Origin of the sequence: Pseudomonas bubulae, from assembly GCF_037023725.1 — a bacterium.
GTDB classification, from domain to species: Bacteria; Pseudomonadota; Gammaproteobacteria; order Pseudomonadales; family Pseudomonadaceae; genus Aquipseudomonas; species Aquipseudomonas bubulae.
This window is the reverse complement of record NZ_CP146077.1, coordinates 3,289,034-3,311,728: the sequence shown is the minus strand read 5'-3', so window position 1 is coordinate 3,311,728 and position 22,695 is coordinate 3,289,034. Positions and strand designations below refer to the sequence as shown.

Here is a 22,695-nt window from a genome sequence, read left to right as displayed (position 1 = left end):
ATCCACAGGGATAGACGCCTTTTCACTCCCCTTGCGAATTTCATCGACAACATCCTGATAAAGCCTGCCAACCACCGTGGCGTTTTCAGAGTCAGGAGTATTGAAGAGGTCGTTGTTGGTATGCCTGGATAAAGCGCCACAGCAAGCCCTAAGAAGAACGGCAGCAGGACGATGATCTGCGTCGTCTGCGAGCGGAACTCAAGCGCGTCACTGAAGAGCGAGACATATTAAAACAGGCCGCCGCGTAGTTAGCCCCTAACGTCTGACCTCAATTTTATAGAACAGGTTCTCTATCATCAGCCGACGTCGATCAGACATTACGGCGCCTTGGATTTTACTCGCCAATCGAACATAAAATTTACATTCTCGCTGATTGGCAAGGTCTGAAATGGGGCGTGCTGCCTGAAGAAAATCCTCGTATGTGCGAGTGGTATTTGCCATCAATGCGGAGAAATTTGGAAGCGCCTCGGCATCAGCCTTACGAGTCGGGGGCCAGGCTGACTCAAAACTCAATGAGTCTTCCTTCAGATATACCGTGAGGAACATCTCTGCCTTACCAGCCTCATTTGCCCAGCACGGCGGAAGATCACCGCCTTTGCCTTTGTTGAGTTTGTTCTGCAGAAATTGAACCTGCCCTTTCAAATCACTGTTGGTTTTTTGCAGTGTCGCTGGATTCGCACCTTGCTTCTCTGCTTGAGCATAGGCTTGGGCATTCTTGACGATTTCAGATATCTGTTCAGATGTGGGAATACCGTCTTGGCCTATCGCAGTCTTTAACAGTTGCTCGGTTGCTTGGAGAGCGCCAATTCGCTTGATAACGTCTGTAGGCTGGGCATCCTTTTCTTGGTCGGGATCGACTACCAGCTTTTTGAGCTGTTCATAGGACATCATCGTCTCTAAGATCAGGCGCTTTGCTTCTTCTCCTTTATTTTTAGTTCCAGCCTCCTGTAGAGCCTTATCGATAACCGCTAGCGCTGTCAGCTGCTCATTCTTTTGAGTCAGAAGCACCTTGAGTCGTCCGGTCTCCTCTTTCGCTTTAGAGGCGTCGACCAGCTTCGAAATGATTTCGTCGGGATTTTTCACATCCAAGGAAGCCATACGGACTTTGAGCTCATCACTTGCAGACTTGATAGCTTTTTCGCGCTCATCGAAATTTTGGAAAGTAACAATCCTCTCCGCCATCTCCTTATTTTTATGCGTGAGCTCCCAAACTTTGTAGCCCATCAGGAGCAGCAGAATGAAGCATAAGATGATCCAGATTTCCGTAAGCGATAGCTGAAACACCTGATCATTTTTGGAGCTCATCAGGCAGTTCTCACGTCAGCTGCATTATCGAGTGCTGACGCTGAGTCGGCTAGAAGTGCGGTTTCAGGCATTACGATGGCTTCATTAACGGTAGATGGAAGCACATTGAGAGTGTTGATCTTTTCGATTTTGCCAATAAGTTCGTCTAGATGCGAGTGGGCAACCTCGATGGTTCGGTCACTCTGATCCACACGTGCCAGGAGAGATTTGTGCTTCTCATTGTTGGCCAAGACCGCTTCGACCAGAGGTGTCAGTGTCAAACGGATATTTTCCGCAACGGTCTCATTGTACTTAATACCTGCATCGTTGATGGCATACAGCGCGCGGCCCACCTCATTACTGATACGGTCATTAGCGCTGCTCTCTCTGACGATCGTACTTAGTTCCTCTAGCTTCTCGACGATCTTGGCGATTAATTGGTGATTAGCTTTCATATCTTCCATGAAATCTTCCCGCTGATCATCAAGAGAGTCCATGAACTCTTTCTGAGTTCTCTCCATGCCTTCCATCGCGTCTTTGGTCTGTGACCTCATCGCGACTACAAGTTGTTCTTGGCTCTCCACGATGGAGCCTACCGAAGCAACGGCTTCCCCTATTGACTCCGTTTTGGTGTTTAAGCCACGAATCGCGTTACCGACCATGCGAGCGGCTGTCTTAACATCGGTAGCCAATATTGAGACGCCTTCGTTTAGGCTGTCGGTGGTGCCGGACAGCGTTTCAATTGCTGGCTTTAGTTTTTGTGCAAAGAGATCATCCGGGAACAAGGTCTGCTCCATTCGCTCCTGCGCTTTTTGGCCGAAGTCGAGGGCGTGATTTTCCATACGGTCTAGTGTTTGCTTACTCTTATCGGAAAGTCCGTCGATGGTGGTGAGCAAACTCGAGCTCGCATCGCAGGCTTGTTTGAGGATTCGTTCAAAGGCTTGGTTACTTTGACTGGTCGCATTGGCAAAAAATGCATCCATCGTATTGGTACTGTGCTTTGAGATGGTAGTTATCTGTTCATGTACGCTCTGCACCGCTTCTTTCGAAGCAGCCATGACTTGATCTCTGAAAACTTCAAGCTGTTGGCTGGTGGAATCAAAAGACATAGCGAGGTTTTCGGCAGAATGAATCGCGCGCTCCTCAACACTCTTGACTGCGTCGTTGGTGTCTACCTTGAAGCCCGTGTGCAGTACTCTGGCCAACATTCCAATTGCAGTACTAACCATCGCGGCCCCGAACCGTATGGCCATCCCATTCAGGCTGTCGCCTATAGAGTTAATATCGAGCAGGCAGATAATGATACTGGCAACAGTGAACAAAAAACCTAAGTAGTACACCGAGTCCGCAAACTTGGCTAGCGTTAGCGTTGTATTCCATTTATCTCTGACACGAAAGCCAACCCCCCAGTAAATAAGCATTACCAGCAATGGCAGCACAAAACCTAATAAGAACGGATCGGCCACTTTCAGGCTTGCCGTCGCAAGTCCAATCTTCAGAGCTACCGCGATTATGAAGTAGGTCTTAACCTTCTTGAATAACGACTGCAGATCCATTTAGAGACCCTCCATAGGTTCGATAGTTTCGAGGGAAGCTCCATTTGCTTCGAAGTACTCGGCCCAGAATTGGGTAAGCTTGAGGTATGGAATCGTTTTCTGGTCAGCTGCTAAAAGGTTTATCGTCACCCTTGCACCTTCAAGGCCCGGCGCAACGGAAAGGTGTCCATATGAGGTTTTACGGAACTCGGGATAAGCGGGTAGCACGCCTTTGTACATGCTGAACTGAGGCATATTGGCCATCATGTCGGAATAGACAACCAATTTTTTGTCGCCTTGGACGTTGCTGTGCTGGAATCCGTTAATTCCAGCTAATTGAAGAATTTCAAAGACAGGGGAGTTTTTACTTCGCCCACTCAATGAAATCTTACGCACCACAGCATCGAGCGGCTTGGCGAATTTCTCATTGAAATCACGAGTAACGAAATTTTTAGATGACGTGTACTGGTTCTTGTCACCCCATTGACCAGGATTACACTTTTCGAAAATTGGGCTTTCGTTTTGTTTGTAGTCCTCATCAAGCAAGAAGACCGATAGCAGATAGCCTTCCGGGATTTCGTTCAGCACCATACTTTTTAGGCGCTGCCCCATGGCGGCTTTCTGCGTGAAGGGAAATGGTGAGGTGTTGTCGATAAGCACAACATACTGCCCGCGAGGCCCCTTACTCGGACACAATGTGACCTTATCTAAGGTCTCTTTAGTAAAGGCGGCATAGCCGAACCAACACGCCGCACTTGCAGCTAGGAAGATAAGGGTAATTGCCAATAAGCGTTTTGAATCGCCCCTAGTTTCGTAGACACCTCCAAGCCTTAAAATGAGGCCCATTAGGAGGTGCCATGAGCAACCAGCGTTATCCCGAAGAATTCAAAATCCAGGCGGTCAAGCAAGTGACCGAAAAGCAGCTTCCTGTCTCGGAGGTGGCTGCACGATTGGGTGTGTCTGTGCACAGCCTCTATGCCTGGGTTAAGCGCTACACCAAGCCCCAGGAACAGCGCGTTGAGGAGGATGATCAGAGCGCTGAGGTTCGTCGTCTACGTGCCGAGCTGAAACGGGTGACGGAGGAGCGAGACATCTTAAAAAAGGCCGCCGCGTACTTTGCCAAGGAGTGCGGCTGAAGTACGCCTTTATTAAGCAGCAAGCGGGTCATTACGCGATTCGACGGCTTTGCCTGACGCTCAAGGTTCATCCCAGCGGCTACTACGCGTGGCTGTCAGAACCAAAATCTGCGCGAGCCAAGGACGATCAGCGACTGCTTGGATTGATCAAACACTCCTGGCTGGAAAGCGGTGGCGTTTATGGCTATCGAAAGATCCATGATGACCTGCGAGAGGTTGGTGAGAGCTGTGGCCGTCACCGGGTGGCTAGGTTGATGCGCCTTGAAGGTTTACGTTCTCAGACTGGGTATCGACGGAGGCCTGGAAAATACGGTGGTAAGCCAGCCGTTGCCTCACCGAACTTACTGAAGCGCCAATTCGATGTCAGAGAACCCAACAAAGTTTGGGTCACAGACATTACCTACATCCGAACATATGAAGGCTGGCTGTATTTGGCCGTGGTGCTCGATCTGTTTTCACGCCAGATCATTGGTTGGTCAATGAAGTCGCAGATGACCAGCGACGTAGCCATTGATGCACTGCTGATGGCGGTTTGGAGACGTAAGCCGAAGCAAGAGGTGATGATCCACTCGGATCAAGGCAGTCAGTACAGCAGCTCAGACTGGCGAAGCTTCTTGAAAGCTAACAACCTGGTAGCCAGCATGAGTCGTCGAGGTAATTGCCACGACAACGCTGTGGCGGAGAGCTTTTTCCAGTTGCTGAAGCGGGAACGGATCAAGCGTAAAATCTACACTACACGCCAGGATGCTCGAGATGATGTGTTCGATTACATCGAGATGTTTTACAACCCAAAACGACGCCACAGTTTCAACAATCAGCTGTCACCGGTAGAGTTTGAAAAGCGTTACGCAGCGAGCCTTGAGAGTGTCTAGAAAACCCGGGGCGATTCATTTCCCCATACTCCGATCTTCTTCGTAAAGCGACATGGCGATCCTTAAATCGAGCTTTGCAGAGGTTGCAGTTGGTCAAACTTGGAATTGAATGAAGATAGGATCTGCCCGCGAATGGGCTCGATGTTTTCAATCATTTCGCTCAAAAGCCTTTCCTGCGTAGTCAATCGAGCCTCGTCGCGATCTATTGTGAAGTCAGGCATCTCCAAATCTGGAAACTCAATAGGTTGATCGAAGTAGTTAGGTCTAGGGGAGTTTTGTGGACGCTTCAAACGATTCTCGTATCGATAATATTGGGTAAGCGCCTTCAAAGTCTCGTCCGCCATCACTAATGTCTCGGTCACTCTTTTCTTGATGATCGACTTCTGCCCCATGTTGAATTTTAATGCCTTAACGTCAGCCTCAGCTTTTTTTACGCTCTCATCAATGATCTGCAGGGTTTGAGTCTTTTGATTTTCTAGGCTTTTTCGAAGATTTGCGACCAGAGCTGTATACCTCCGTTGTGACTTAGCGTATGCGGAAAAGACCTTGGCATAACCTGGGTAACAATCGGTATAGAAATAACCCTCATATATCGCGAAAACCCCGCAAATGATGGTTACTGCAAATAGGGCGCAGGATTCAAAATCCTGAAATGGAATGACGTGGGACTGAATGCTTTGCAGAATAAGCGCGAGTGGACTCTGCGCTTCGTCCTCCATAAGGGGTAAAGCGTACCGGCAGTAGGCCACGAAAATACCAAGTCCGATAGTAAAGAAAAGTCCAATCAATCCTGAAAGGTAACCGTAGAGGATACGACCAACTTTTACATGGTTCTTATTTGTATAAAGTTGACCAGCAACAAAACAAACTATGATATTTGCAAATGAAAGTGTGAAGGCTAAAAGGAACCCGCCTACTAAGCCTCCTGCCATTCCAGATGCAAAAAAATTGGCATTTACGAATCCTTCCACAACACAACATGTAGCCAACACAGCGATTTTAAGTAACTTTCCATCCGAACTGATCCTTTCGGCCTCAATATCTGGCAGTCTATTCTGGATACGAAACGCGTCTAGTAGATTTTTTTTTGACTTGGCTTCTCGTTCAGCCTCTGCCAAGCGTCCATCTTGTGCTGAGAGTATCTGGTTAGCGATATGCTCAAACTCTTTACCCTGATTTAAGGTTTGATTTTTTTGTGCAGTAATGTCGATGGAGTCCATTCGCTGCTGAATTTGCTGGATAACTTGCTGACCGTACTTAACCGTGGTCTCACGTTTTTTTCCGAGGGTGCCTCGAATTTGGTGCTCCACATCCGTCAACTGAGTGTCGTTGAAGGCAGGAATGCCTGCGGCTCCATGGGCTTGAGCGATCTCTAAAATCCGGAGCTCTTTTTTGAGCTTTTCAGGATCAATTTTCGGTAGAAGTGGTTCACTGCCCTCGTATTCCTGGCTAGAAAACAGTGCCTTGATCCCCCCAGTGATGCTCTTCAAAAACGACATCAAAATATCCATATCTATTTTTAGGGACTACTGACATTCCACGAGCATACCGAGGTCAGCGTGCTCATCAACCAAAGGCGCAAACTAGAAAAGTCCGACTCAGGGCGTTTTGTCAGTAAGACAGGGCCGAGTTCAAATGGCCTAAATGATGGCGAAATGATGACGTCATCACCCCCTAGAAGCAAGTGGCTATCAGTGTCTCTTATCGCTTAATAGTCGGACATCCTCCATGTCGTTGAAGGCATAAGACGACGGCTATTTGATCTAGGCGCAAACCGACGAGTGACAGCGTTCATCGCTAAGCAGATTTTAGATCTCAGTGCATGTCGCCGAGCCCGTCGCGTCGTCTGTTGTTCCTGCTATAGCAGTCGCTAGGCATGCACGTTTTCACACTTTTCTAGAGGGGCTCATGGATGAGCCGGAGCACCAATCCCTACGAAACTGTGACAGGTGGGTAATTGCACTCCTCCTGACCAGCCATTTGCATTCAACTTGCCCACTCATTTGCATTTGACTTGACCAGTCGTTTGCATCGGATTTGACCAGCACACTGGGTGGCCCTGACTGGGAGAGGTCGCCCATAAGCTTACCTCGTTTGCGACTGGCGGAGTTTGCCGTCTGCGCTTGGCGTGGTGGTCACACTGAGCGCAGCAATAAAGTCAGCGAACCCGGGTACCTCGTGCAGACGCGCTTGAGCACTTTCAGGATTGGCTGATGTTGGTTGACGATGACGGGCGATCAGCAGATGTGATTGCTGTTTACTCAACAAACGCCCCCAGCATTGCGAATGACATCGCAGAGTTCCTATTCAAGGTGAAAGAGCTCAAGGATCAGAGAAAGGCGAAGCTAGAGGATGATGCCGAGCACTCAGGTGTAGTTCTCGATGGCGAAGATGAATCGGGTGCTAAATGGCGAGAGCAGGAAGAGTTCGAGGGCCGCAAGTCCTATACTCCAAGCAGCGATTCCTGCGAGTACCAGTATCTCCATGGCCCGCTCTGCAATGCCCTCCATCGCAAGCTGGACGAGCTTGTTGATGGCCATTCCGAGCTACGGGTTGGTAAGCATCGTGTCGACTTGGCATTGGTAGACAGGGCTACAGACAGGGCCAGGGTAATCTTTGAGGTCAAGATCAGCGCCTCCATATCGCCACAGCTTTACACCGCGTATGGTCAGCTCGCATGTTATCGGCATTGCTTCGGGACTGCTGATACCAAGCTGATCCTGGTACTGCCGGCGAGCACTGCATCCGACTTCACAACAGCCGAGTTCTTCGCCGAGGCCAATATCCAGGTGCTGTTCGGTGAGGCCGGTATTTTTGAGAGCAGCAAGGGCGAGAGCCTAGGAGAGGTATTGAGTACCATCTTGTAGAAGCTGGCGAAGCCGCTGCTCAGTACATTAATGCCAATCGGTTTGCAACGAGGTTGGCATCACCGCTCTGGGCGCGTTTCGCCTCGTTCTTCAGGCATTGAGATGCTCGCTCTCCAATGGGGGTCTTCAGCCGGCTTAGTCATCGCGTAACCGCCACAGTTGGGGGCGTGGCTCAGGATTTCGAACTCACGACAATCAGCCAGAGCTCGGTCATTTATCTGCTGCGGTTTACGCTCAATCAGCCAAGCCACCGCATTGATGACCTGCCCATGTGAAAATACTGCGATGTTTTGTGCAGGATGATCCGAAAGCCTACCCAAGAAAGCCTGAACCCTGGCTACGAACCTAGGAAACACTCCGCACCGGAACCGTCCACGAACGCAGGATCCGATCTAGACACTCACCTTCGCCTCTCGGCATCGGTCGTGTTCACACACTGTGTTGGCTCAAGGTATGTGAATTCATGAATGCGCCAGATCTCATACGGGACGTCCGGGAAATTCTCTACGGTAGCCATAGCTGTTGCCTGAGTTCGAGAGAAGGAAGAGGCAACGATCAGACCGGGAGAACCGGTGAAGGAGTTGGCCACCAAGTACGCCTGTTTACACCCCTCGCTGTAAGAGGAATTTTCGCATGATCCGTACTGGCTTCGCCCGCGTTCGCGGCGCTCTCGCCATGGAGAATCAGCCGGATATGTTTCATATGTCAATTATCCTCACAATTCTACCCTCCTGAAACCAGGTAATTGCGGTTTCTGCCACAACAGCCCCGGTGTTATTGCAGTTCCGCTATGATGGTTCTCTGTCCTACCTCTAGATTTTGCTGCAAGGATCGAATGCCCATGACGCCCCCAAAATACGACCTTCATCTCTTAGGTTGGCATAGTTTTCAGCAACTGTGCATGGCGGTAGCCTCAACAGTTTTGGGCCAAACAGTCGAGACGTTCCTTGAAGGAAATGACGGAGGCCGCGATGGTGGGTTCAAGGGAGCGTGGTCTCCTCAGCCAAACGAAGTGTATGCAGGCGAATTCGTCATCCAGTGCAAGTTCACATCGCGCCGTGATCACAATCTCACTTTATCTGATGTGAATGGTGAGCTTGAAAAGGTGCGCAGACTCGTCGCGAAAGGAAAGTGTGATGTCTATGTCCTGATGACAAACGCAGGCTGGACAGGGGATAGCAATCTCAAAATACGGTTGGCGTTTGAGGATGCTGGGGCCAAGCACGTGCTTTTGCTGGGCTCGACCTGGATCTGCGAGAAGATCCAGCTGAACAGTGATCTGCGCATGAATGTGCCCCGACTCTACGGCCTTGGCGACCTTAGCCAGATCTTGGATGAGAGACGGTACAAGCAGACGAAGGCGTTGCTGACGGAGCTTCCCGACCTTTCAAAGCTCGTGGTGACGGGCACCTATCGCAAAGCGCTTCAAGCCCTTCAGCAGCATGGGTTTGTTCTGTTGGTTGGAGAGCCCGCAGCAGGTAAGACAACGATTGCCTCACTCATGGCCATGTGTGCGATGGATAAATGGGGAAGCCTAGTATTGAAGCTGGAGAGGCCTGAGCAGATTAGAGATCACTGGAATACTGAAGAAGCATCGCAGTTCGTATGGGTTGATGACGCCTTCGGGGCGATGCAGTACGAAGCAGACTTGGTGATGGAGTGGAACCGAATTCTTCCTGCACTCACGACCATGATCCGAGGTGGGCATCGGATAGTTCTGACCAGCCGTGACTACATTTACAACAGCGCACGGCGTGACCTCAAGAAAACAGCATTTCCTCTGATGGAAGAGAGTCAGGTTGTCATCGACGTGAAAGAGCTAACCTCCCAGGAAAAGTCAGAAATCCTCTACAACCATGTGAAGCTTGGAAACCAACCACAGCGGGTTCGGACGATCTTGAAGGAGTTTCTTCCTGCAGTGGCAGCTCACAGTCGATTCGCTCCCGAGACTGCTCGGCGCTTGGGAAGTGTTGAATTCACCAAAGCGCTAAAGATTGACCAGAAAAATATCGACGAGTTTGTCGCGAAGCAGGAGCGATGGCTCGTCGAGACGATGCAGGGCATGGATGACGAGAGCCAGGCCGCACTTGCTCTTCTCTACATGAAGCATGGAGCAATCGAAAGTCCGGTGAGTCTGTCTAGCGGCGAGATGCAGACAATTGAAAGGCTGGGCGGTAGCCAGGCCGGGTGTATCCGAGCACTGGAGAGCCTTCGGGGTAGTTTTCTTCAGATGGCAGATACGGCTGATGGACGTTTCTGGCGATATAAGCATCCTACGATTGGGGATGCTTTTGCGTTGATACTCGCCCAGAGTCCTGAACATCTGCAGATTTTTGTGGATGGAACACCGATTGAGCGGTTGATGGAACTGGTGACATGCGGCAACGCAGGGGTTCAAAACGCTACGATTCTGCCTTCAAGCATGTTCGCAGCAATCGCGAATCGGTGCTGTGAATACGTTGCATGCGAAGGCGAGATGGAGCGCGTGAGGCGGGGGAGGCTGTATTCTTTCCTGCAACGCAGGACAAATGACGCGTTCCTATGCATCTACTCGAGAGTAGATGGAAAGCTGCATTCCAGCTTGGTTCGTGACTTCGCGATAAACCTGTTCACGAGGTCGTCTGATCTAGCTCTCCGTCTGCTACGGCAAGGGCTTTTACCTGAGTCAGCGAGAGAAGCGATTTCCACCAAAATTCGGGACTTTGTCTTTGATCATGATGAGCTCGGGCACATCTACGATAACGAGATGCATGAGTTCTTCACTAGCCACGAGCGTGAAGACTTCTACAGCGATGTACAGAAACATGTGCTGCCTGACCTGGACAGGGTTCGCAAGTCCCTGCAGGAATCGTATTGCTACGAAAACGATCCTGATAACCACTTTTCTGATTTTATTGATGAGCTAGAGGGTATTTACGCGGCCTTTCCGGGATGGCCAGGTATCGAGGATGTGGTCGATACCCAACGGCGTCGAGTTGACGATTGGGTGAGTGAGGTCTCGCAAGAGCGGTATGAGGAACCAGCAGTCGGACGGAGCGATTTGATTCGGCCCTCTGCAACGGGGGGAGGACGTAACATCTTTGACGATGTAGATCTCTAAACTAGGTGAAAAAGGGTAAGGGCTACGGAGGAGAGGATGAAGCTATTTTTGGACTGTGAGTTCACTCGGCTCAACCGAGACACGAAGTTGATTTCGCTGGCACTCGTGTCCGAAGCCGGGCACGAATACTACGTCGAGCTCACAGACACGTACGTCACTCAGGACTGCAGCGACTTCGTGATTCAAAATGTCCTGCCACAGCTTAATCTGCCTGAACATGGGCAACCCTTGGTCGAAGCTCAAACCTCACTGCTCGCTTTCTTGAGTAACCTTGAAGGCCCGCTCGAGATTTGCTCGGACGCGCCGGATTGGGACTGGGATCTCTTCTGCCAATTGGCCTACGTAAATCATCGTTGGCCTGCTAACGTTGCCAATAGTCCAACCAACCTGATCCTGCTATTCAGGCATCTCGAAGCGGATGATATCGGCGACGTGACGCTCCCGGAACTTCCGCATCACGCGCTGCTGGATGCTCGCCTCTTAGCCGACCTTTATCGTCGACTGACTGCCGGTTCCAATCGAGGCATTGAACATGGCTGAAGATCTTCGTACGCGTGAGTCTGTCAGGCGCAAAGCCCTCTGGACACTTTCGCACCTGGTGCCGGGCAACCCACAAGCTGTCGCTATTTTGAATGTGCTTGACGACATTGAAGACCAAGAGCGCGTCGACTTAAACCAGCGTCATCCACATCTCGATATTGATGCTGTCCGCAAAGCAGTCCTGATTGAGCGCCACAGTTCCGGTATCAACATCGTTGACGAGGCCAGTATTCCACAGCCGTGGCGTGAGCGTTTTCTACAAGCGAGCATCGGCTCGACGCGCTTGGTCGATGGCCCGTACGGCCATGACTGGGACAAATTTCTGACTCAATGGCAGGCTGAAATGAAGCACTTGGATGCTCACATGTCTGCAAGGCGTGAGCGTCAGCGCTAGGCGTCGGAGGGCACCTTCGATTGTCTACTTTGGATAGTACTGACTATACTGGCAACACTAAATATCTGAGGTGTTACATGTCCCGTCGCGCTGAATTCCGCGCGCTTGAACAACAGCTTGCTGCCCAATTGGCAGAGCTTGAAACACTGAAAAACGATGATGGTCTGAAGCGTGAGATCGAGTTTGAAAAGAAGCTCCGTGATCTCTTGGGTGAGTATGGCTATAGCTTGCGCAACATCGTCGCGATTCTCGACCCGCAGTCTTCTAGCCGCCGCGCTCCTGCAGCCGCTGAAACCAAGGGCACCCGCAAGGCTCGCGCGGTTAAAGTTTACAAGAACCCTCATTCGGGTGAAGTGGTTGAGACCAAGGGTGGCAATCACAAAGTGCTGAAGGAATGGAAAGCCGAGCACGGTTCCGACACAGTCGAGAGCTGGCTGGCCCAGTAAAAATCTGTAGAGCGCAAATAGAGGGCCCTGCGGGGCCCTTCTTTAGGGGGGAAATACTTCGATCAGCAGTGCATGATTTGGGAAAGAGCTTTAGGTCGGCGGTCGAGATAGTCGTAGAGACTGGCAACGTTCCTATGCACAGCTGTGCGTGGTGCTCATGACAGGCTCATCTTCAGCGGTTCGCGCTGAGAATTCTCTTTTTGTTTCTTCCTTTCTCATTGACATTTTGCTAATTGCGGCCAACCTGCGTGTGCCGATGACATCTCTCGGGCCAGTTCTTTATCAGGTTCAGCAGTATTTCTCCCTAAGCCTGCGGCGGCGGGTTTCCTGAACACCCTGCCTTTGCTCATGTTCGCGTCCGCGTCACCACTGGCTCCCCGGCTGACTCGACGATTTGGATTGGAACAAGCATTGTTCGGAGCTCTGTGCCTGATAGCCATCGGCTGTGTCATTCGCTCCAGTGGCACCTACACCGGCCCGTTGCTTATCGCTATGGGCATCGCCACAGCAAACGTGCTGAATGTACCCTTGGTGAAGAGGCATTTTCCGGAGCACGCTGCGCTTTGTGTAGGCCTATATGCCGCCACTATGGCGCTAATGCCCGCATTGGCCAGTGGTCTCTCCGCACCGCTGTCGGCACTGAGCACTTACCCGGAGCGATCTCGAGGCCTCTGTATAAGGCCTAGATGATGTCGTTTCTAACTATTCTCCCCAATACTGAGCATCGAACAGTTTTTTCATTCCTAACGGCTCAACATGTCTTTGGTAGATGGTGTGTCCAGGCAGGTCGAATACCTTTGTGGTTTCATCAAACTCAATTTCAGCCTTGGCCCTTTGAATGAACTGGCTTACCTTCTGGGGGAGGTCAGGTAGAGATTCGCAGTGCGGGAGAATGTTTCTGAGAATATTGCAGTTTATTGGGGTGATGTTATGTTCTTCCAGTTTCTCCCAGCTAAAAGTGGTTCCAAATCCGGAGTTGGTGAGAATAGCGCGGAGGTGATTAACCTCTTCTGTATTTTTGATTTCAGGGAATGCTTTTTTGTAAAGTGCTTCCTTCGAGTTTTTATCTAGCATGTCGAAGCGAATTGTTTGATCAATACCTTCCAATACTCTGTCGCCCAGCCTTATGGCCATACGGGCAGATTCGGCATAAAGTGTCGCTTTTGCTTGGATTGTGATGATGGAGTGAGATTTCTTGCAGTACGCTAGGAGGTCAATTTCTCCACCTTCGAAATCCTTCTCAAAAGCTGTTTCGAAGCCGTGCGCTTCAAAGTGACTTTTTGCTCTTCTTAGCAGTGCAGGCTCAAATAGATTGGAAATCATATTGTCATATTTGTATTTCTTTTTTTTGATTTTGTTGTTTTGAATGGAGATAAGAAGGTTTCGGGCGCCCAGGAGAGTTGGGACTATGGCAGGGCAGAAGTAGATCTCGTCTTCAATTTGCCAGAAGGGAGGTATAAATTTGTTGTGTAGATCGGTGTTTTCGCCTGCGCTACAAAAGAAAAATTCGGCGAATTTCTCGTAATCCTCATCGGATGACTTGGTTAGATTCAGGATATACTCTTTGAGTACGGAGTTCTTGAGTTTGGCCATAGCTAGGCCTTGCCACAGCTGATTGCCTAGAGGGCTGTCGTAGATCTCGTTTGCCGCTAGGTACATGTTGACCATGATCGACACGTCAATGTAGGTTTGGCCAACGCACACGAACGCGTTTCTGATTCTTTTGAATTCTTCTGCTGACGAAAAACCAATATGCGTATAGAACTCGTCCGGGACGATGTCTGCTTCGATAAAAGTGTTTGTCGGATTAGTATACATCGCGGCTATGTATTCACGATAAGCTAATGGATCCATCGATTCTCCCCTGATTAGCCGGTATCTAATGTTTTCCGCCAGAGTTTTTGGGCTGCGCTCAAGTGCGGGGATTACCGGTAGTGATAGCTGGGTAACTATGATGTCGTTTAGTTCGTGGGTTTCAGCGTCCTTGCTGGAATAGTCAATGTACGATTCAGTTTCACCTTCTTGTGTCAGGCTGTAGATTTCATGTCGAATAAAGGGGAATACTATGTTTAGGTTGGCGCAGGCAAAAAGATGTTTGAAGTCTTCCTGGTTAATTTCATACATTGAGTCGGTGCATGATTCTAGGGTGTGATTAGTGAAGTTTGTGACTTTGTTGAATATAAAGGCGTAGGGTATTAGGGTGCTGAATGGCACTTCCTTGGTATCAAGAAGGCTATGCGTAACAATTTGGCAGAACTGGTTGTAAATGTATGGAAATGGCAGCTTTAGGATGGGGTTTTCATCAAAAAGCTCATCGATCATGTCTTCTAGCTGTTGCATTTCTTACCTATTGCGCTGAGTTAGTGGATGGCTTTATTTCTTCGTACATTGCTTGTGACGTGTTCGATGCTTCGACTGAAGTGTACGACTGTCATCCAAGGTCGTATAGGGGGGCGTTGAGCCGTGCAGGTAGAGCCAGGATCTAAGTTAGGAGTCCTCATGTCCCTTGGTTGGTGACCCCGCAAGTATCCGGCAATGTCAGCTCGCAGCGGATGTGCGGAGTGGGGCGGGCGCAACCGCTGGGGAGGATCTGCGCGAGGGCTCGTTCATCAGAAGGAACTGCCTGGCCGGCAGCCCCACCGTCAACAAGGGCACGGAACCTCAATACAGGGCCATCTGAGCAGGCTCACATTCAATGCTCTGTTGAAAGTGCAAGCGGAGCGCGCCGGCGCTTTGGGTCAGAGACTTGTCGGATAGGGCTGCTATCTTCCTCGGTCATGGGGTGCCACCAATACCCTGCTTCCTTGCACCTCCCGAAACCGTGGCGCCCAGTACATCAATCAGCGGGAGGTGGCAGTAGCTACAGGCAAATTTTGGGGTTGCCGCCATTCTGTACTATTGGAGTGTTTAGGAAAAAGTATCGTTCAATATTTGAGAGTGTTAGTAGTGGCAGCTGTGTCCATTACGGTGCAACATGTTGTAGTAGGTGAACGCTCTGTAAATATCACTAAGATTGTTAGTTTTTTTAAGTTCATCAAGCATGGTTGGCTCTATTTCTAGCGTTTCTGGGTTTTTTCGCAATAACCTGGCCTTTGTTAGGTAGTAGTACGGTAGCGAAATCAGTAGTTTGCTTTCTGTGTGTTTCCCTCTTGTTGGTTTCCCGTTCTTAAAGTAGTGTATGACGATTTCTTGATAGAATTGTCTAATGTCCACGGGTATAGAGGAGATGGATTTTATCCATTGTGTTATTTCTTTGGCGAAGAGAGTGCTTTCTGTTTTGCTACAATTTGCGATGGTTAGAAATTTGGTTGCGACTCTATTCGTCAATGTTGTCATGAACTCCATTAGCTCATGATCAAGGTGGGCACGATATGGGGACTTGTGCTGCAGCTTTTCCTTAAGGAAATGGCAGTTCCCTAAGGTAGAAATCTCACCCTCATTAAATGCAGCTATATGGTTACCGCATAGAAGCGCAGTGTGCTCTCGCCACAAAAGAGCTTCAAATGGGAGCGTTGATCGCTCCGGAAAATTATTATAAATCGGCGTAAGATGTCCTTGGACTCCATCGCTGGCTACAATTTTTACGCCGCAGCCAGGGATTTCGCAAACGCCTGCGGAACGGTAGAATATTTCGCGTAAGGTCTCGGGATGAAAACAAGTCCTCCTTCTTGATGTGTCGAAGTGATTCATCCCAAGGCCAGCCATTTTTACGCCGAGTGGATCTTCGTTAAGATCTCCGAAATGCGGTAGGCTCGGTGAGGATGTTTTTACGTGAACTCCGGTTGCCCATATTGAGATCATATGTTTGGGGCGCGGGTGCCTCTTAACGTGTTCAATCATTTCAGGGTAAGGCATTAGAAGAATATCATTTTCTAGGTAGAGACTATCAACTAGATGTTGGCGTTTCGGGGTGTCAACTTTTTCATTGTCAGCGATTAGTATGTAGTCTATCTCTATTTGGGTTTCTCTAGCTACATTGTCCGCTAGTGTTAGTAGTGGGACTGGGTAGTTTTTAAATAAAGGTTTTAAGCTGAGGAGTAGAGATTTTTTTCGATCTTCAGATGCAAAGCTATCTCTCCATTCTTCAACTTGTGAAATCCATTTTTTTGCTTTGTTAGAAAACTCAGTTTTTTGGGCGTTATCTTTGAATACTTTGTCGGAGGCGCGTTTAATTTCGACTAGCGAAATTTTTATTACTTGGTTTTGCCCTGAGATGAAGGCAAAGTCAGCTCGGCGTTTGTTAGGGAGTGCGAGTTCGTCAATTATTGAGTCAAGCAGTAATTCACCTGCATAGAGTTCAGGGGTGTGTAGCAGAAATGGATACTCTACAATTTTTTCATGCAGACGTGCTTCTCGTAAACCTTCAGAGCGACTTTGGATTTCAAGTGAATTGTTTGATGATCCACGATTTGCTTTTTTATCTTTGGCCTTCTGGCCTTGTCTTCTATATTTGTTCTCGATGGGCTTTATCGGCTGCGTGGTGATTTGATCCTCTATGCGGGCAAGTAACGCTTGCTGCCGATTAACTATGCTGAGGAACTCAGTAATGGCTTGGTTTTCGAGAGTTACAATGTCCATGCGATTCCTTCTACGATTTCCCTTGAGGTGGCTGGTTGCTTCTAGCCTTGAGTGATTGCCCTAACGTGCTAAAACTATAGCCAAACTGAGCAGTGATCTGCAGACAACAGCGTTTAGCTTTTCAGTATTCGAGTTTTCCCGATCAATGACTGGAATTTATCTAGCTTAAATTCGTTGCTGCCAGCATGCTGCAGTGTGGCAGTAACACACTGGAGAAATGCGAAAAGAGATGCGGCCTTGCCTTTGGCAATCGTAAAGCCATTTTGTCCGGGCGCTCTTCCATAAAAAATTGCGCCGTCAATACTTAATATCCCATTGGGAATGAATTTGTTGGAAAAAGATTTATATATATTCTCAATACCTTCCTCTGTGGAAGGGCCTTTAAATCCAATAATAAATGTTGGGATTGAAATTTCGTCAAGAAAATGGAAGTCATCACCTTTTACTGAAGTTCTGAACAGTTCCTTGATGGAAGCTGCTTTGTCCATCGCCTTCTTACCTTGCGTTGCAAGGTTGGATTTGATTTCCAATGCGGCACATACAGACGGAGCTAAGAATAGTCGGTTCTGGTCGCTGCTGATCGGGAAGCTGATTGAGAATGGTTGCTCAATAACGATATCAACCTGACCTGAATCATTTCCGTATTGATCAAAAATTGTTCCAGTGCCAACGCGATAGCCAGGGGCCAAAATCAGAGAAAGAAGAGACCGGTTAATTATTTCTCTCTCGGCTCCGGTAATGCTCGGAGCATATTTAGTAGAGTCTGCATGGGCCTGCATTAGTGCGGCATGTATGCCTTCCAGTTTTTGTTTTAGGAAGTTAGATGATTGAGTCATAACCTAGATTTCGCTCTTTGAGATAAAACTGAGTCAGATGCTGGTTTTCTGTGAACGTAGCTTTGAAATAGCCGTTCTCGCAGCGATGATCAGCCCGAGCATGGTGTCAGTCTTCCCTGTCCCTGTTGGCATAACCACCGTAGCGGTGGAGGAGGGATCGACCACCAGATGCCCCTGGGTTGCGTAAAGCGCTGCCAACTGTGGTTTGCGCAACCCAGGTACATTCGTTTTGGGATCGTCGAGACTGAAGTTGAAGAGGTGGTTTTTCCAGCTCTGGTACACATCCGAATGCGTTATGACTAGATCGTCCATGGCGATTACCTAGTGTGAAAACTCAGGGGAGGGTGGCGATATGGTAGCACGCCGTAATCGCATCAATGCAAGTGCGAGCCGCTTAGCATGCGGAGCACGCAGACGTACGAATGAGCGCACGCAGGGACGAAACACCGCCGACAGAGGGGGCTCGACTCACGCCGGCCGTCCCCGCAGGGTAGGCACCATCGTAACTTAACAGTGTGGTTCGGGCTTTCAGAACTTCCGGGGGCGATGAGCAGGTGCTCACAATGAAGTCACGTGGCCTGATGCAGAGATTCAGCCCACCGGCAGAACATTATAACTAACTCAACTAAAGAACCATTTAGATGAGTTAAAAAAGGCTTGATTGAAACTTCCCCCAGAAACGTAGGGCAGACCTGCTGGATTCTAACTACGCCACGCAAAGAACCGTTGGTAGGCAGTTTCGGCGTTTGATTTTCGCACAAGTCTGATTACATCATCCATCCCCAACGTCCTTGAACTGTGGTGCATACTTGTTTCTCGCAACCAGAGCAGACTCGCTTTACGGAACCCTGAGTCCGGCGAGACCACGCATCCGCTCTCGATAAGCCTATCAATGACGGCCTGACATACTGTCCGGAATAACAGTCTCGCATGAGCAGAGCTAATTGAATCTTTGCCACGAATCTTTCCGAGCAACAATGTGTGATCATGCTCCAACGGAATGGATTGTTGGCCAAATTTCTTACGATAACGATTGATATAGTGATCTACAAACTCAGGATGCCTGAATTCATAGAATAAGCGCAACGCTTGAAACGAGAGGCAGAGAGCCAGCCACCGGTAGAATCCAGGCTCTCACACCGAAGGATTCAAGCGCAGATGACTACGCATTACCGGCAGCTGACTCAGGGACAACGTTACCAGATTGAGGCTGGCTTGAGCGCCGCAGAGAGCCAGGCGAGCATTGCAAAGCGGGTCGGCGTGCATCCCTCGACGATCAGTCGCGAGGTTCGCCGCAACAGCACCCAGAATATCTACAAGGCTGTTTCTGCGGCCCATGAAAGTGATGCTCGTCGAGCGGGTGCGCGCAAGTTTTGCAAGCCGGCGACATGGCTCAGCCATCATCTCCCGGTGTGGCTCAAGCATGGCATGAGTCCGGAGCAGATCGCCCAGCGGTTGAAGCAGGAGCAGCCAAGCCGGGCGGTCAGCCATGAGTGGATTTATCGGTTCATTGCCGCCGAACAGCGCGCCGGTGGTGAGCTTTATACCTATCTGCGACATCGCCGAAAGCGCTACCGGAAACGCTATGGAAGCCACGATCGGCGCGGGCAGCTGCGTAATCGCGTGTCAATCAGTGAACGCCCAGCCGAGGTCGAAAGCCGCGAGCGCCTGGGGGACTGGGAGGGCGATACGGTACATGGACTGGGCGGTAACCTGGTGACCCTGGTTGATCGCAAAAGCGGCTATCTGAGCGCCTATCCGGTCAAGCGCAGAACGCGCCGGCAGGTAACGCGGGCGATCAATCTGATGCTTCAGGGCCATGCCGCTCACACGCTGACGCTGGATAACGGAAGGGAGTTTGCCGGGCATGAACGCATCGCGCTACGGAGCCAGTGCCAGGTCTTTTTTGCAGACCCCTATTCATCCTGGCAACGTGGCACCAATGAAAACACCAACGGTCTGCTCCGCCAGTATTTCCCCAAGGGCAGCGACTTCAGCAAGCTGACCGTCGAAGCCGTCAATCGGACAGTAGCGAGGATCAATCTACGCCCGCGCAAGCGCTTGGGCTGGAAGACGCCGTACGAAGTGCATACAGGGGTGAGCGTTGCACTTATGTGTTGAATTCAGGATGTATTTTCCACGCGTGATTGCTGGGAAATTTCTCCTCCACTAAATCGTAAGTTCCATCCTGCATAAGGCGCATAGCACTTATTGTTAGATCTCCCCCTAGGCTATCGATCTCAGATGGTTGCAACCTAAGATAATAAACGGACGCAATCATGAGCAGCGTACGCTCATGTTTGATGTCCCTATTCGCAAGGTTATTAAGCGTCAACATCAACACCGCAAATTCTTCGTCGGTGAAGACATTCGCACCAGTGTGAACAGGAAGGCTTATAGCGTAAAAGCCAGCAGCGTGTAACCTTTGCGCTGGGTTGATTGCTATAAGGTCACTGTAGTGCAGATGCATAAAAAAACTTGCAACTACAGACATCTGCATAGCAAGCGCGCCTCTACCAGCCATGTACACTATGCGACTACGACCCCCCCCAATAAACGGTTGTTCAAAGCGAAACGGACGCCAAGCGGGGTTAAATCCTATTGCCTGTTTCAGTTTGCCGGGAGTAAATCGCCGACAAAACTTATCTGCCACCCAGGAATTCGGGGGGGATGTGCAGAAACTCATAAATTCTTGAATGTCGCCTTCATTCAAATCAGTTATGGATTTTTTTGCCTCCAAAATGCTCCATAGCAAGAGTCGTTCGATACAGCTCCGGTAGTTTGTATAGCGCGTAGGTTCGGTATGCTTAATCAAGAACTGCTTCACCAGCAAGTAGCTTTTTGTAGACAGACTGCTAGCTGGGCATTGGTTGAGAAAATCCTGAATTACAGAGAGCTCGCCATCGACGCTGTCGGGGTCTAGCTTTGCAAATTCTTTTAGCGTTTCAAAGCAAGGACGGGGTATTGATCCCATGATTTTTCTACCAGTAGTCTCTGAGAGTTATCTCTGAATATCAGTCGCGATTTTGCAAACCCAGTTTTTTAAGCGAGTACGAGCGCTTATCTTCGTAACTGCTGTAGTAGATGTCCTGAGTAGTGGACAAATTATTGTGACGTAGATCCATCTGCAAGTCCTTGGGGTCTCGCCAAGGGGCATCAAGTGTCGCAGCCGTATGCCTAAGCCAGTGTGTGGAGGCCAGTCGCAGAGCCTCAATCTCGCCAGGTTGGCGATCTTCGTTCACCATTTCATTAATAGCCTGGCCGAACAGCTTCTGGATGATCGAATGAACTGTTCGAGTGGATAACCCTGGACGACCATTCAAGGTCGCAATCAGAGGGGTCTGTTCATTAGGTAATGGCAGTTCAGGCAGCCCCATGAAGCGTCGGTATCGCTTTAGGTAACGATCAATGTATTCGGGCCTTACAGCTACCTTGGCGGCTTTGTCACCCTTACCTATGAGGTAGAACCACCAGTTGCCTTCATGATCTGTCTTGAATGAGCCCATTGTGGGCTGCCAATTCACCCGACCACAGAGATCTGAAACGCGTAGGTACATCGAAAACAACGTCGCGGCGATGAACAGGGTGCGTTCATGGTGTTCAGGAGCAGTTGCTGCCATTTTTTCAGCGGTGGTCAGAACGAAGTCCCATTGAAGAGGCGTGAGGGCGCGTCCTGTTTGCTTCATTGAGCGCGACGCTTTGAAGCGCGATTTCTGTTTGATCGCTCTGAAGGGATTCGTTGACGTAAGGCCCTCATCAAGGCCGTATTCGTACAAGCTGCTGCAAACCGAGAAAACCTGGGAAATGCTCCCTCGTGATGGTTGGTATGGTACGCCAGTAACTGGGCGGTCAAGATCAGCCGCATTATTCATGTGCTTCGATGTTTTCACCGAGAATGGATGCCAACGTGGATTTGGGCACAGCTCTGCATCTCTGTTGGATGCCACGATCTGAAACCTACTGCGTGTCACGGGGCCGAGCCAACCTATGGGTGGAGCCATACAGAATTCCAAGAAGGCTTCAGCGTCTGCGCGACGCAGCTCCATTAGGGGCTTCTTTCTGATTAACAATGCCCAAAGCAGCAGGCGCTCGGCATGGGTGCGATATGAAACGAATGTCGCTTCGACGTTGGAGTACGAACGCAGAAAACCGCGGACGGCTTCGAAACCATCCATGGGCTTGAGATGTGCATCAAAATTCCCCAGATAGTTCATCACCAGCGGTATGCACGGGTCGGGCTCATCGCTAGTGTGATTGACGAATTCTTTATAGGTGTTAAACAGCGGATACGGGGCCGGCATCTTGTTATCCTTTACTGGATACTGCATTGCAGACTTCCGATTCTGGGAGTTATCGGAAGTAGGAGGCGTATCCTTCCGTTTGTTCGAGGCGAGCGTGTCCGTCTGCCTGAATGAATCGCTCATCGCATAGCCCTAACTATTTGATCGATGGCATGTAGGTTATACATGGCAAACATGTCTTTGCAAGTTTTCTCTTTCAAAGCTTGATTGATGACCAGACAACTAAAGACTAATTAGTTATATATTGACAGCTTTGACCGAGCTCTGGCGGAGAAACGCCGACTGCACGGCTACAAGCCCCAAGCTGTAAGGGTTCTACGCTCAACCTACCCAGCTATTGAGAGGCGTCAATAGCGCTTTAGATAGAGGATTTGGTCTTCACTACAACCATAACCTAAGAGGCCACTTTTAAAAGATTCAGCCATTTTTAAAAGTGTTATAGCTGCACCATCCTAATAATACGGACTGCACTGCAGCAACCGCCATAATTAGTGGGCCTGGGCAGTTTTAAAGGTTTCGATCATTTTTAAAATCTTTTTAAAATGAGGGCGGCATCTTGAACAACCCGTTGTCAGCTCATAAGAAATGCTCTTGAAATCCAGAGCTGTTAGTGATTTTATAATGAAGCTTCTACGAAGCTTCAGTCTGGAATAGACTTTCAGATACGCTGCTTTCGTCTATATATCGCTATTCTCCGTGCTTGGATCTCTCTGTGCAGACATATCGGTCGGTCGCTCCAATGTTTATCCAGGCAACACACGCCGGTGTTGCATGCCCTCAACCAAGCTTAGCCTTCATGGCGTAAG

17 protein-coding genes and 2 pseudogenes are annotated in these 22,695 nt (G+C 49.5%); 8 read left to right on the top strand and 11 right to left on the bottom strand.

Annotation, left to right across the window (positions count from 1 at the left end; all coding sequences use genetic code 11):
* Window positions 1–119: 119 nt before the first annotated feature.
* Window positions 120–236 (top strand): annotated as a pseudogene (locus V6L81_RS15040) (IS3 family transposase); the annotation flags it as partial.
* Window positions 237–255: 19 nt separating this feature from the next.
* Here V6L81_RS15040 and V6L81_RS15035 read toward each other — a convergent pair.
* The 3 genes from V6L81_RS15035 to V6L81_RS15025 are packed head-to-tail and all read right to left on the bottom strand — an operon-like array spanning window position 256 to window position 3,665.
* Window positions 256–1,305 carry a hypothetical protein gene (locus tag V6L81_RS15035; protein WP_130871458.1) on the bottom strand — a complete coding sequence of 350 codons (1,050 nt, stop codon included), beginning with the start codon at window positions 1,303–1,305 and terminating at the stop codon, window positions 256–258.
* Window positions 1,305–2,840, bottom strand: coding sequence for a hypothetical protein (locus V6L81_RS15030; protein WP_198821523.1), 1,536 nt, complete (start codon window positions 2,838–2,840; stop codon window positions 1,305–1,307). The genes V6L81_RS15035 and V6L81_RS15030 overlap by 1 nt, the downstream gene beginning before the upstream one ends.
* Window positions 2,841–3,665, bottom strand: coding sequence for a hypothetical protein (locus V6L81_RS15025; protein WP_338660106.1), 825 nt, complete (start codon window positions 3,663–3,665; stop codon window positions 2,841–2,843).
* A gap of 11 nt (window positions 3,666–3,676) precedes the next feature.
* Between V6L81_RS15025 and V6L81_RS15020 the strand changes: the two genes are divergently transcribed.
* A protein-coding gene (locus tag V6L81_RS15020) for an IS3 family transposase (RefSeq protein ID WP_104502081.1) occupies window positions 3,677–4,827 on the top strand; the annotation gives its coding sequence in 2 pieces (ribosomal slippage) (window positions 3,677–3,911 and window positions 3,911–4,827; 1,152 coding nt in all).
* A 62-nt stretch (window positions 4,828–4,889) separates the two neighbouring features.
* On the opposite strand, the gene V6L81_RS15015 is transcribed toward V6L81_RS15020, so the two are convergent.
* A complete protein-coding gene (locus V6L81_RS15015) occupies window positions 4,890–6,326 on the bottom strand; it encodes a hypothetical protein (RefSeq protein WP_338660105.1) in 1,437 nt (478 codons plus the stop codon).
* Window positions 6,327–7,040: 714 nt separating this feature from the next.
* Here V6L81_RS15015 and V6L81_RS15010 point away from each other — a divergent pair.
* Complete coding sequence (locus V6L81_RS15010) at window positions 7,041–7,694, top strand: hypothetical protein (protein WP_198417390.1); 654 nt, start codon at window positions 7,041–7,043, stop codon at window positions 7,692–7,694.
* A 59-nt stretch (window positions 7,695–7,753) separates the two neighbouring features.
* Here the strand turns inward: V6L81_RS15010 and V6L81_RS15005 are convergent.
* Window positions 7,754–8,396: pseudogene (locus V6L81_RS15005) on the bottom strand (histidine phosphatase family protein).
* A 139-nt stretch (window positions 8,397–8,535) separates the two neighbouring features.
* Between V6L81_RS15005 and V6L81_RS15000 the strand changes: the two are divergent.
* From V6L81_RS15000 to V6L81_RS14985, 4 genes are all read left to right on the top strand, one after another.
* The gene (locus V6L81_RS15000; RefSeq protein ID WP_198821519.1) at window positions 8,536–10,794 is read left to right on the top strand and encodes a hypothetical protein; all 2,259 of its coding nucleotides are present in this window, start codon (window positions 8,536–8,538) and stop codon (window positions 10,792–10,794) included.
* 36 nt (window positions 10,795–10,830) lie between these two features.
* Window positions 10,831–11,334 carry a 3'-5' exoribonuclease gene (locus tag V6L81_RS14995; RefSeq protein ID WP_130871463.1) on the top strand — a complete coding sequence of 168 codons (504 nt, stop codon included), beginning with the start codon at window positions 10,831–10,833 and terminating at the stop codon, window positions 11,332–11,334.
* Window positions 11,327–11,728, top strand: a complete 402-nt coding sequence (locus tag V6L81_RS14990; protein WP_198821517.1) for a hypothetical protein — start codon at window positions 11,327–11,329, stop codon at window positions 11,726–11,728. Before V6L81_RS14995 ends, V6L81_RS14990 begins: the two co-directional genes overlap by 8 nt.
* A 77-nt stretch (window positions 11,729–11,805) precedes the next feature.
* The gene (locus V6L81_RS14985) at window positions 11,806–12,174 is read left to right on the top strand and encodes a histone-like nucleoid-structuring protein, MvaT/MvaU family (protein ID WP_198821514.1); all 369 of its coding nucleotides are present in this window, start codon (window positions 11,806–11,808) and stop codon (window positions 12,172–12,174) included.
* A gap of 702 nt (window positions 12,175–12,876) precedes the next feature.
* Here the strand turns inward: V6L81_RS14985 and V6L81_RS14980 are convergent.
* From V6L81_RS14980 to V6L81_RS14965, 4 genes are all read right to left on the bottom strand, one after another.
* Window positions 12,877–14,514: a hypothetical protein gene (locus V6L81_RS14980; RefSeq protein ID WP_130871466.1), complete on the bottom strand. Its 1,638-nt coding sequence runs from the start codon at window positions 14,512–14,514 to the stop codon at window positions 12,877–12,879.
* Window positions 14,515–15,114: 600 nt separating this feature from the next.
* Window positions 15,115–16,752: a Shedu anti-phage system protein SduA domain-containing protein gene (locus V6L81_RS14975; protein ID WP_198821512.1), complete on the bottom strand. Its 1,638-nt coding sequence runs from the start codon at window positions 16,750–16,752 to the stop codon at window positions 15,115–15,117.
* A gap of 113 nt (window positions 16,753–16,865) precedes the next feature.
* Complete coding sequence (locus tag V6L81_RS14970; RefSeq protein WP_198821510.1) at window positions 16,866–17,588, bottom strand: DUF6602 domain-containing protein; 723 nt, start codon at window positions 17,586–17,588, stop codon at window positions 16,866–16,868.
* A 33-nt stretch (window positions 17,589–17,621) separates the two neighbouring features.
* The gene (locus V6L81_RS14965; RefSeq protein WP_232527586.1) at window positions 17,622–17,900 is read right to left on the bottom strand and encodes a DEAD/DEAH box helicase family protein; all 279 of its coding nucleotides are present in this window, start codon (window positions 17,898–17,900) and stop codon (window positions 17,622–17,624) included.
* A gap of 846 nt (window positions 17,901–18,746) precedes the next feature.
* Between V6L81_RS14965 and V6L81_RS14960 the strand changes: the two genes are divergently transcribed.
* Window positions 18,747–19,709 (top strand): IS30-like element ISPpu17 family transposase, encoded by a 963-nt coding sequence (locus tag V6L81_RS14960; RefSeq protein ID WP_004577240.1) that lies wholly within the window; start codon window positions 18,747–18,749, stop codon window positions 19,707–19,709.
* Here the strand turns inward: V6L81_RS14960 and V6L81_RS14955 are convergent.
* Both V6L81_RS14955 and V6L81_RS14950 read right to left on the bottom strand, forming a co-directional pair.
* Entirely contained in the window at window positions 19,699–20,562 is an 864-nt protein-coding gene (locus V6L81_RS14955; RefSeq protein WP_338661103.1) for a hypothetical protein, read from the bottom strand. The genes V6L81_RS14960 and V6L81_RS14955 overlap by 11 nt on opposite strands.
* A gap of 40 nt (window positions 20,563–20,602) precedes the next feature.
* A complete protein-coding gene (locus V6L81_RS14950; protein WP_338660103.1) occupies window positions 20,603–21,889 on the bottom strand; it encodes a site-specific integrase in 1,287 nt (428 codons plus the stop codon).
* Window positions 21,890–22,695: the final 806 nt, after the last annotated feature.

Excerpts from the sequence above, each read along its gene's own strand:
- V6L81_RS14960 (WP_004577240.1), top strand. The coding sequence starts at position 18,747 with ATGACTACGCATTACCGGCAGCTGACTCAGGGACAACGTTACCAGATT.
- V6L81_RS14950 (WP_338660103.1), bottom strand. The coding sequence starts at position 21,889 with ATGCCGGCCCCGTATCCGCTGTTTAACACCTATAAAGAATTCGTCAAT.
- V6L81_RS15025 (WP_338660106.1), bottom strand. The coding sequence starts at position 3,665 with ATGGGCCTCATTTTAAGGCTTGGAGGTGTCTACGAAACTAGGGGCGAT.
- V6L81_RS14955 (WP_338661103.1), bottom strand. The coding sequence starts at position 20,562 with ATGGGATCAATACCCCGTCCTTGCTTTGAAACGCTAAAAGAATTTGCA.
- V6L81_RS14980 (WP_130871466.1), bottom strand. The coding sequence starts at position 14,514 with ATGCAACAGCTAGAAGACATGATCGATGAGCTTTTTGATGAAAACCCC.
- V6L81_RS14965 (WP_232527586.1), bottom strand. The coding sequence starts at position 17,900 with ATGGACGATCTAGTCATAACGCATTCGGATGTGTACCAGAGCTGGAAA.
- V6L81_RS14985 (WP_198821514.1), top strand. The coding sequence starts at position 11,806 with ATGTCCCGTCGCGCTGAATTCCGCGCGCTTGAACAACAGCTTGCTGCC.
- V6L81_RS14990 (WP_198821517.1), top strand. The coding sequence starts at position 11,327 with ATGGCTGAAGATCTTCGTACGCGTGAGTCTGTCAGGCGCAAAGCCCTC.
- V6L81_RS15035 (WP_130871458.1), bottom strand. The coding sequence starts at position 1,305 with ATGAGCTCCAAAAATGATCAGGTGTTTCAGCTATCGCTTACGGAAATC.
- V6L81_RS14975 (WP_198821512.1), bottom strand. The coding sequence starts at position 16,752 with ATGGACATTGTAACTCTCGAAAACCAAGCCATTACTGAGTTCCTCAGC.
- V6L81_RS15010 (WP_198417390.1), top strand. The coding sequence starts at position 7,041 with ATGTTGGTTGACGATGACGGGCGATCAGCAGATGTGATTGCTGTTTAC.
- V6L81_RS15015 (WP_338660105.1), bottom strand. The coding sequence starts at position 6,326 with ATGTCGTTTTTGAAGAGCATCACTGGGGGGATCAAGGCACTGTTTTCT.
- V6L81_RS15030 (WP_198821523.1), bottom strand. The coding sequence starts at position 2,840 with ATGGATCTGCAGTCGTTATTCAAGAAGGTTAAGACCTACTTCATAATC.
- V6L81_RS15000 (WP_198821519.1), top strand. The coding sequence starts at position 8,536 with ATGACGCCCCCAAAATACGACCTTCATCTCTTAGGTTGGCATAGTTTT.
- V6L81_RS14995 (WP_130871463.1), top strand. The coding sequence starts at position 10,831 with ATGAAGCTATTTTTGGACTGTGAGTTCACTCGGCTCAACCGAGACACG.
- V6L81_RS14970 (WP_198821510.1), bottom strand. The coding sequence starts at position 17,588 with ATGACTCAATCATCTAACTTCCTAAAACAAAAACTGGAAGGCATACAT.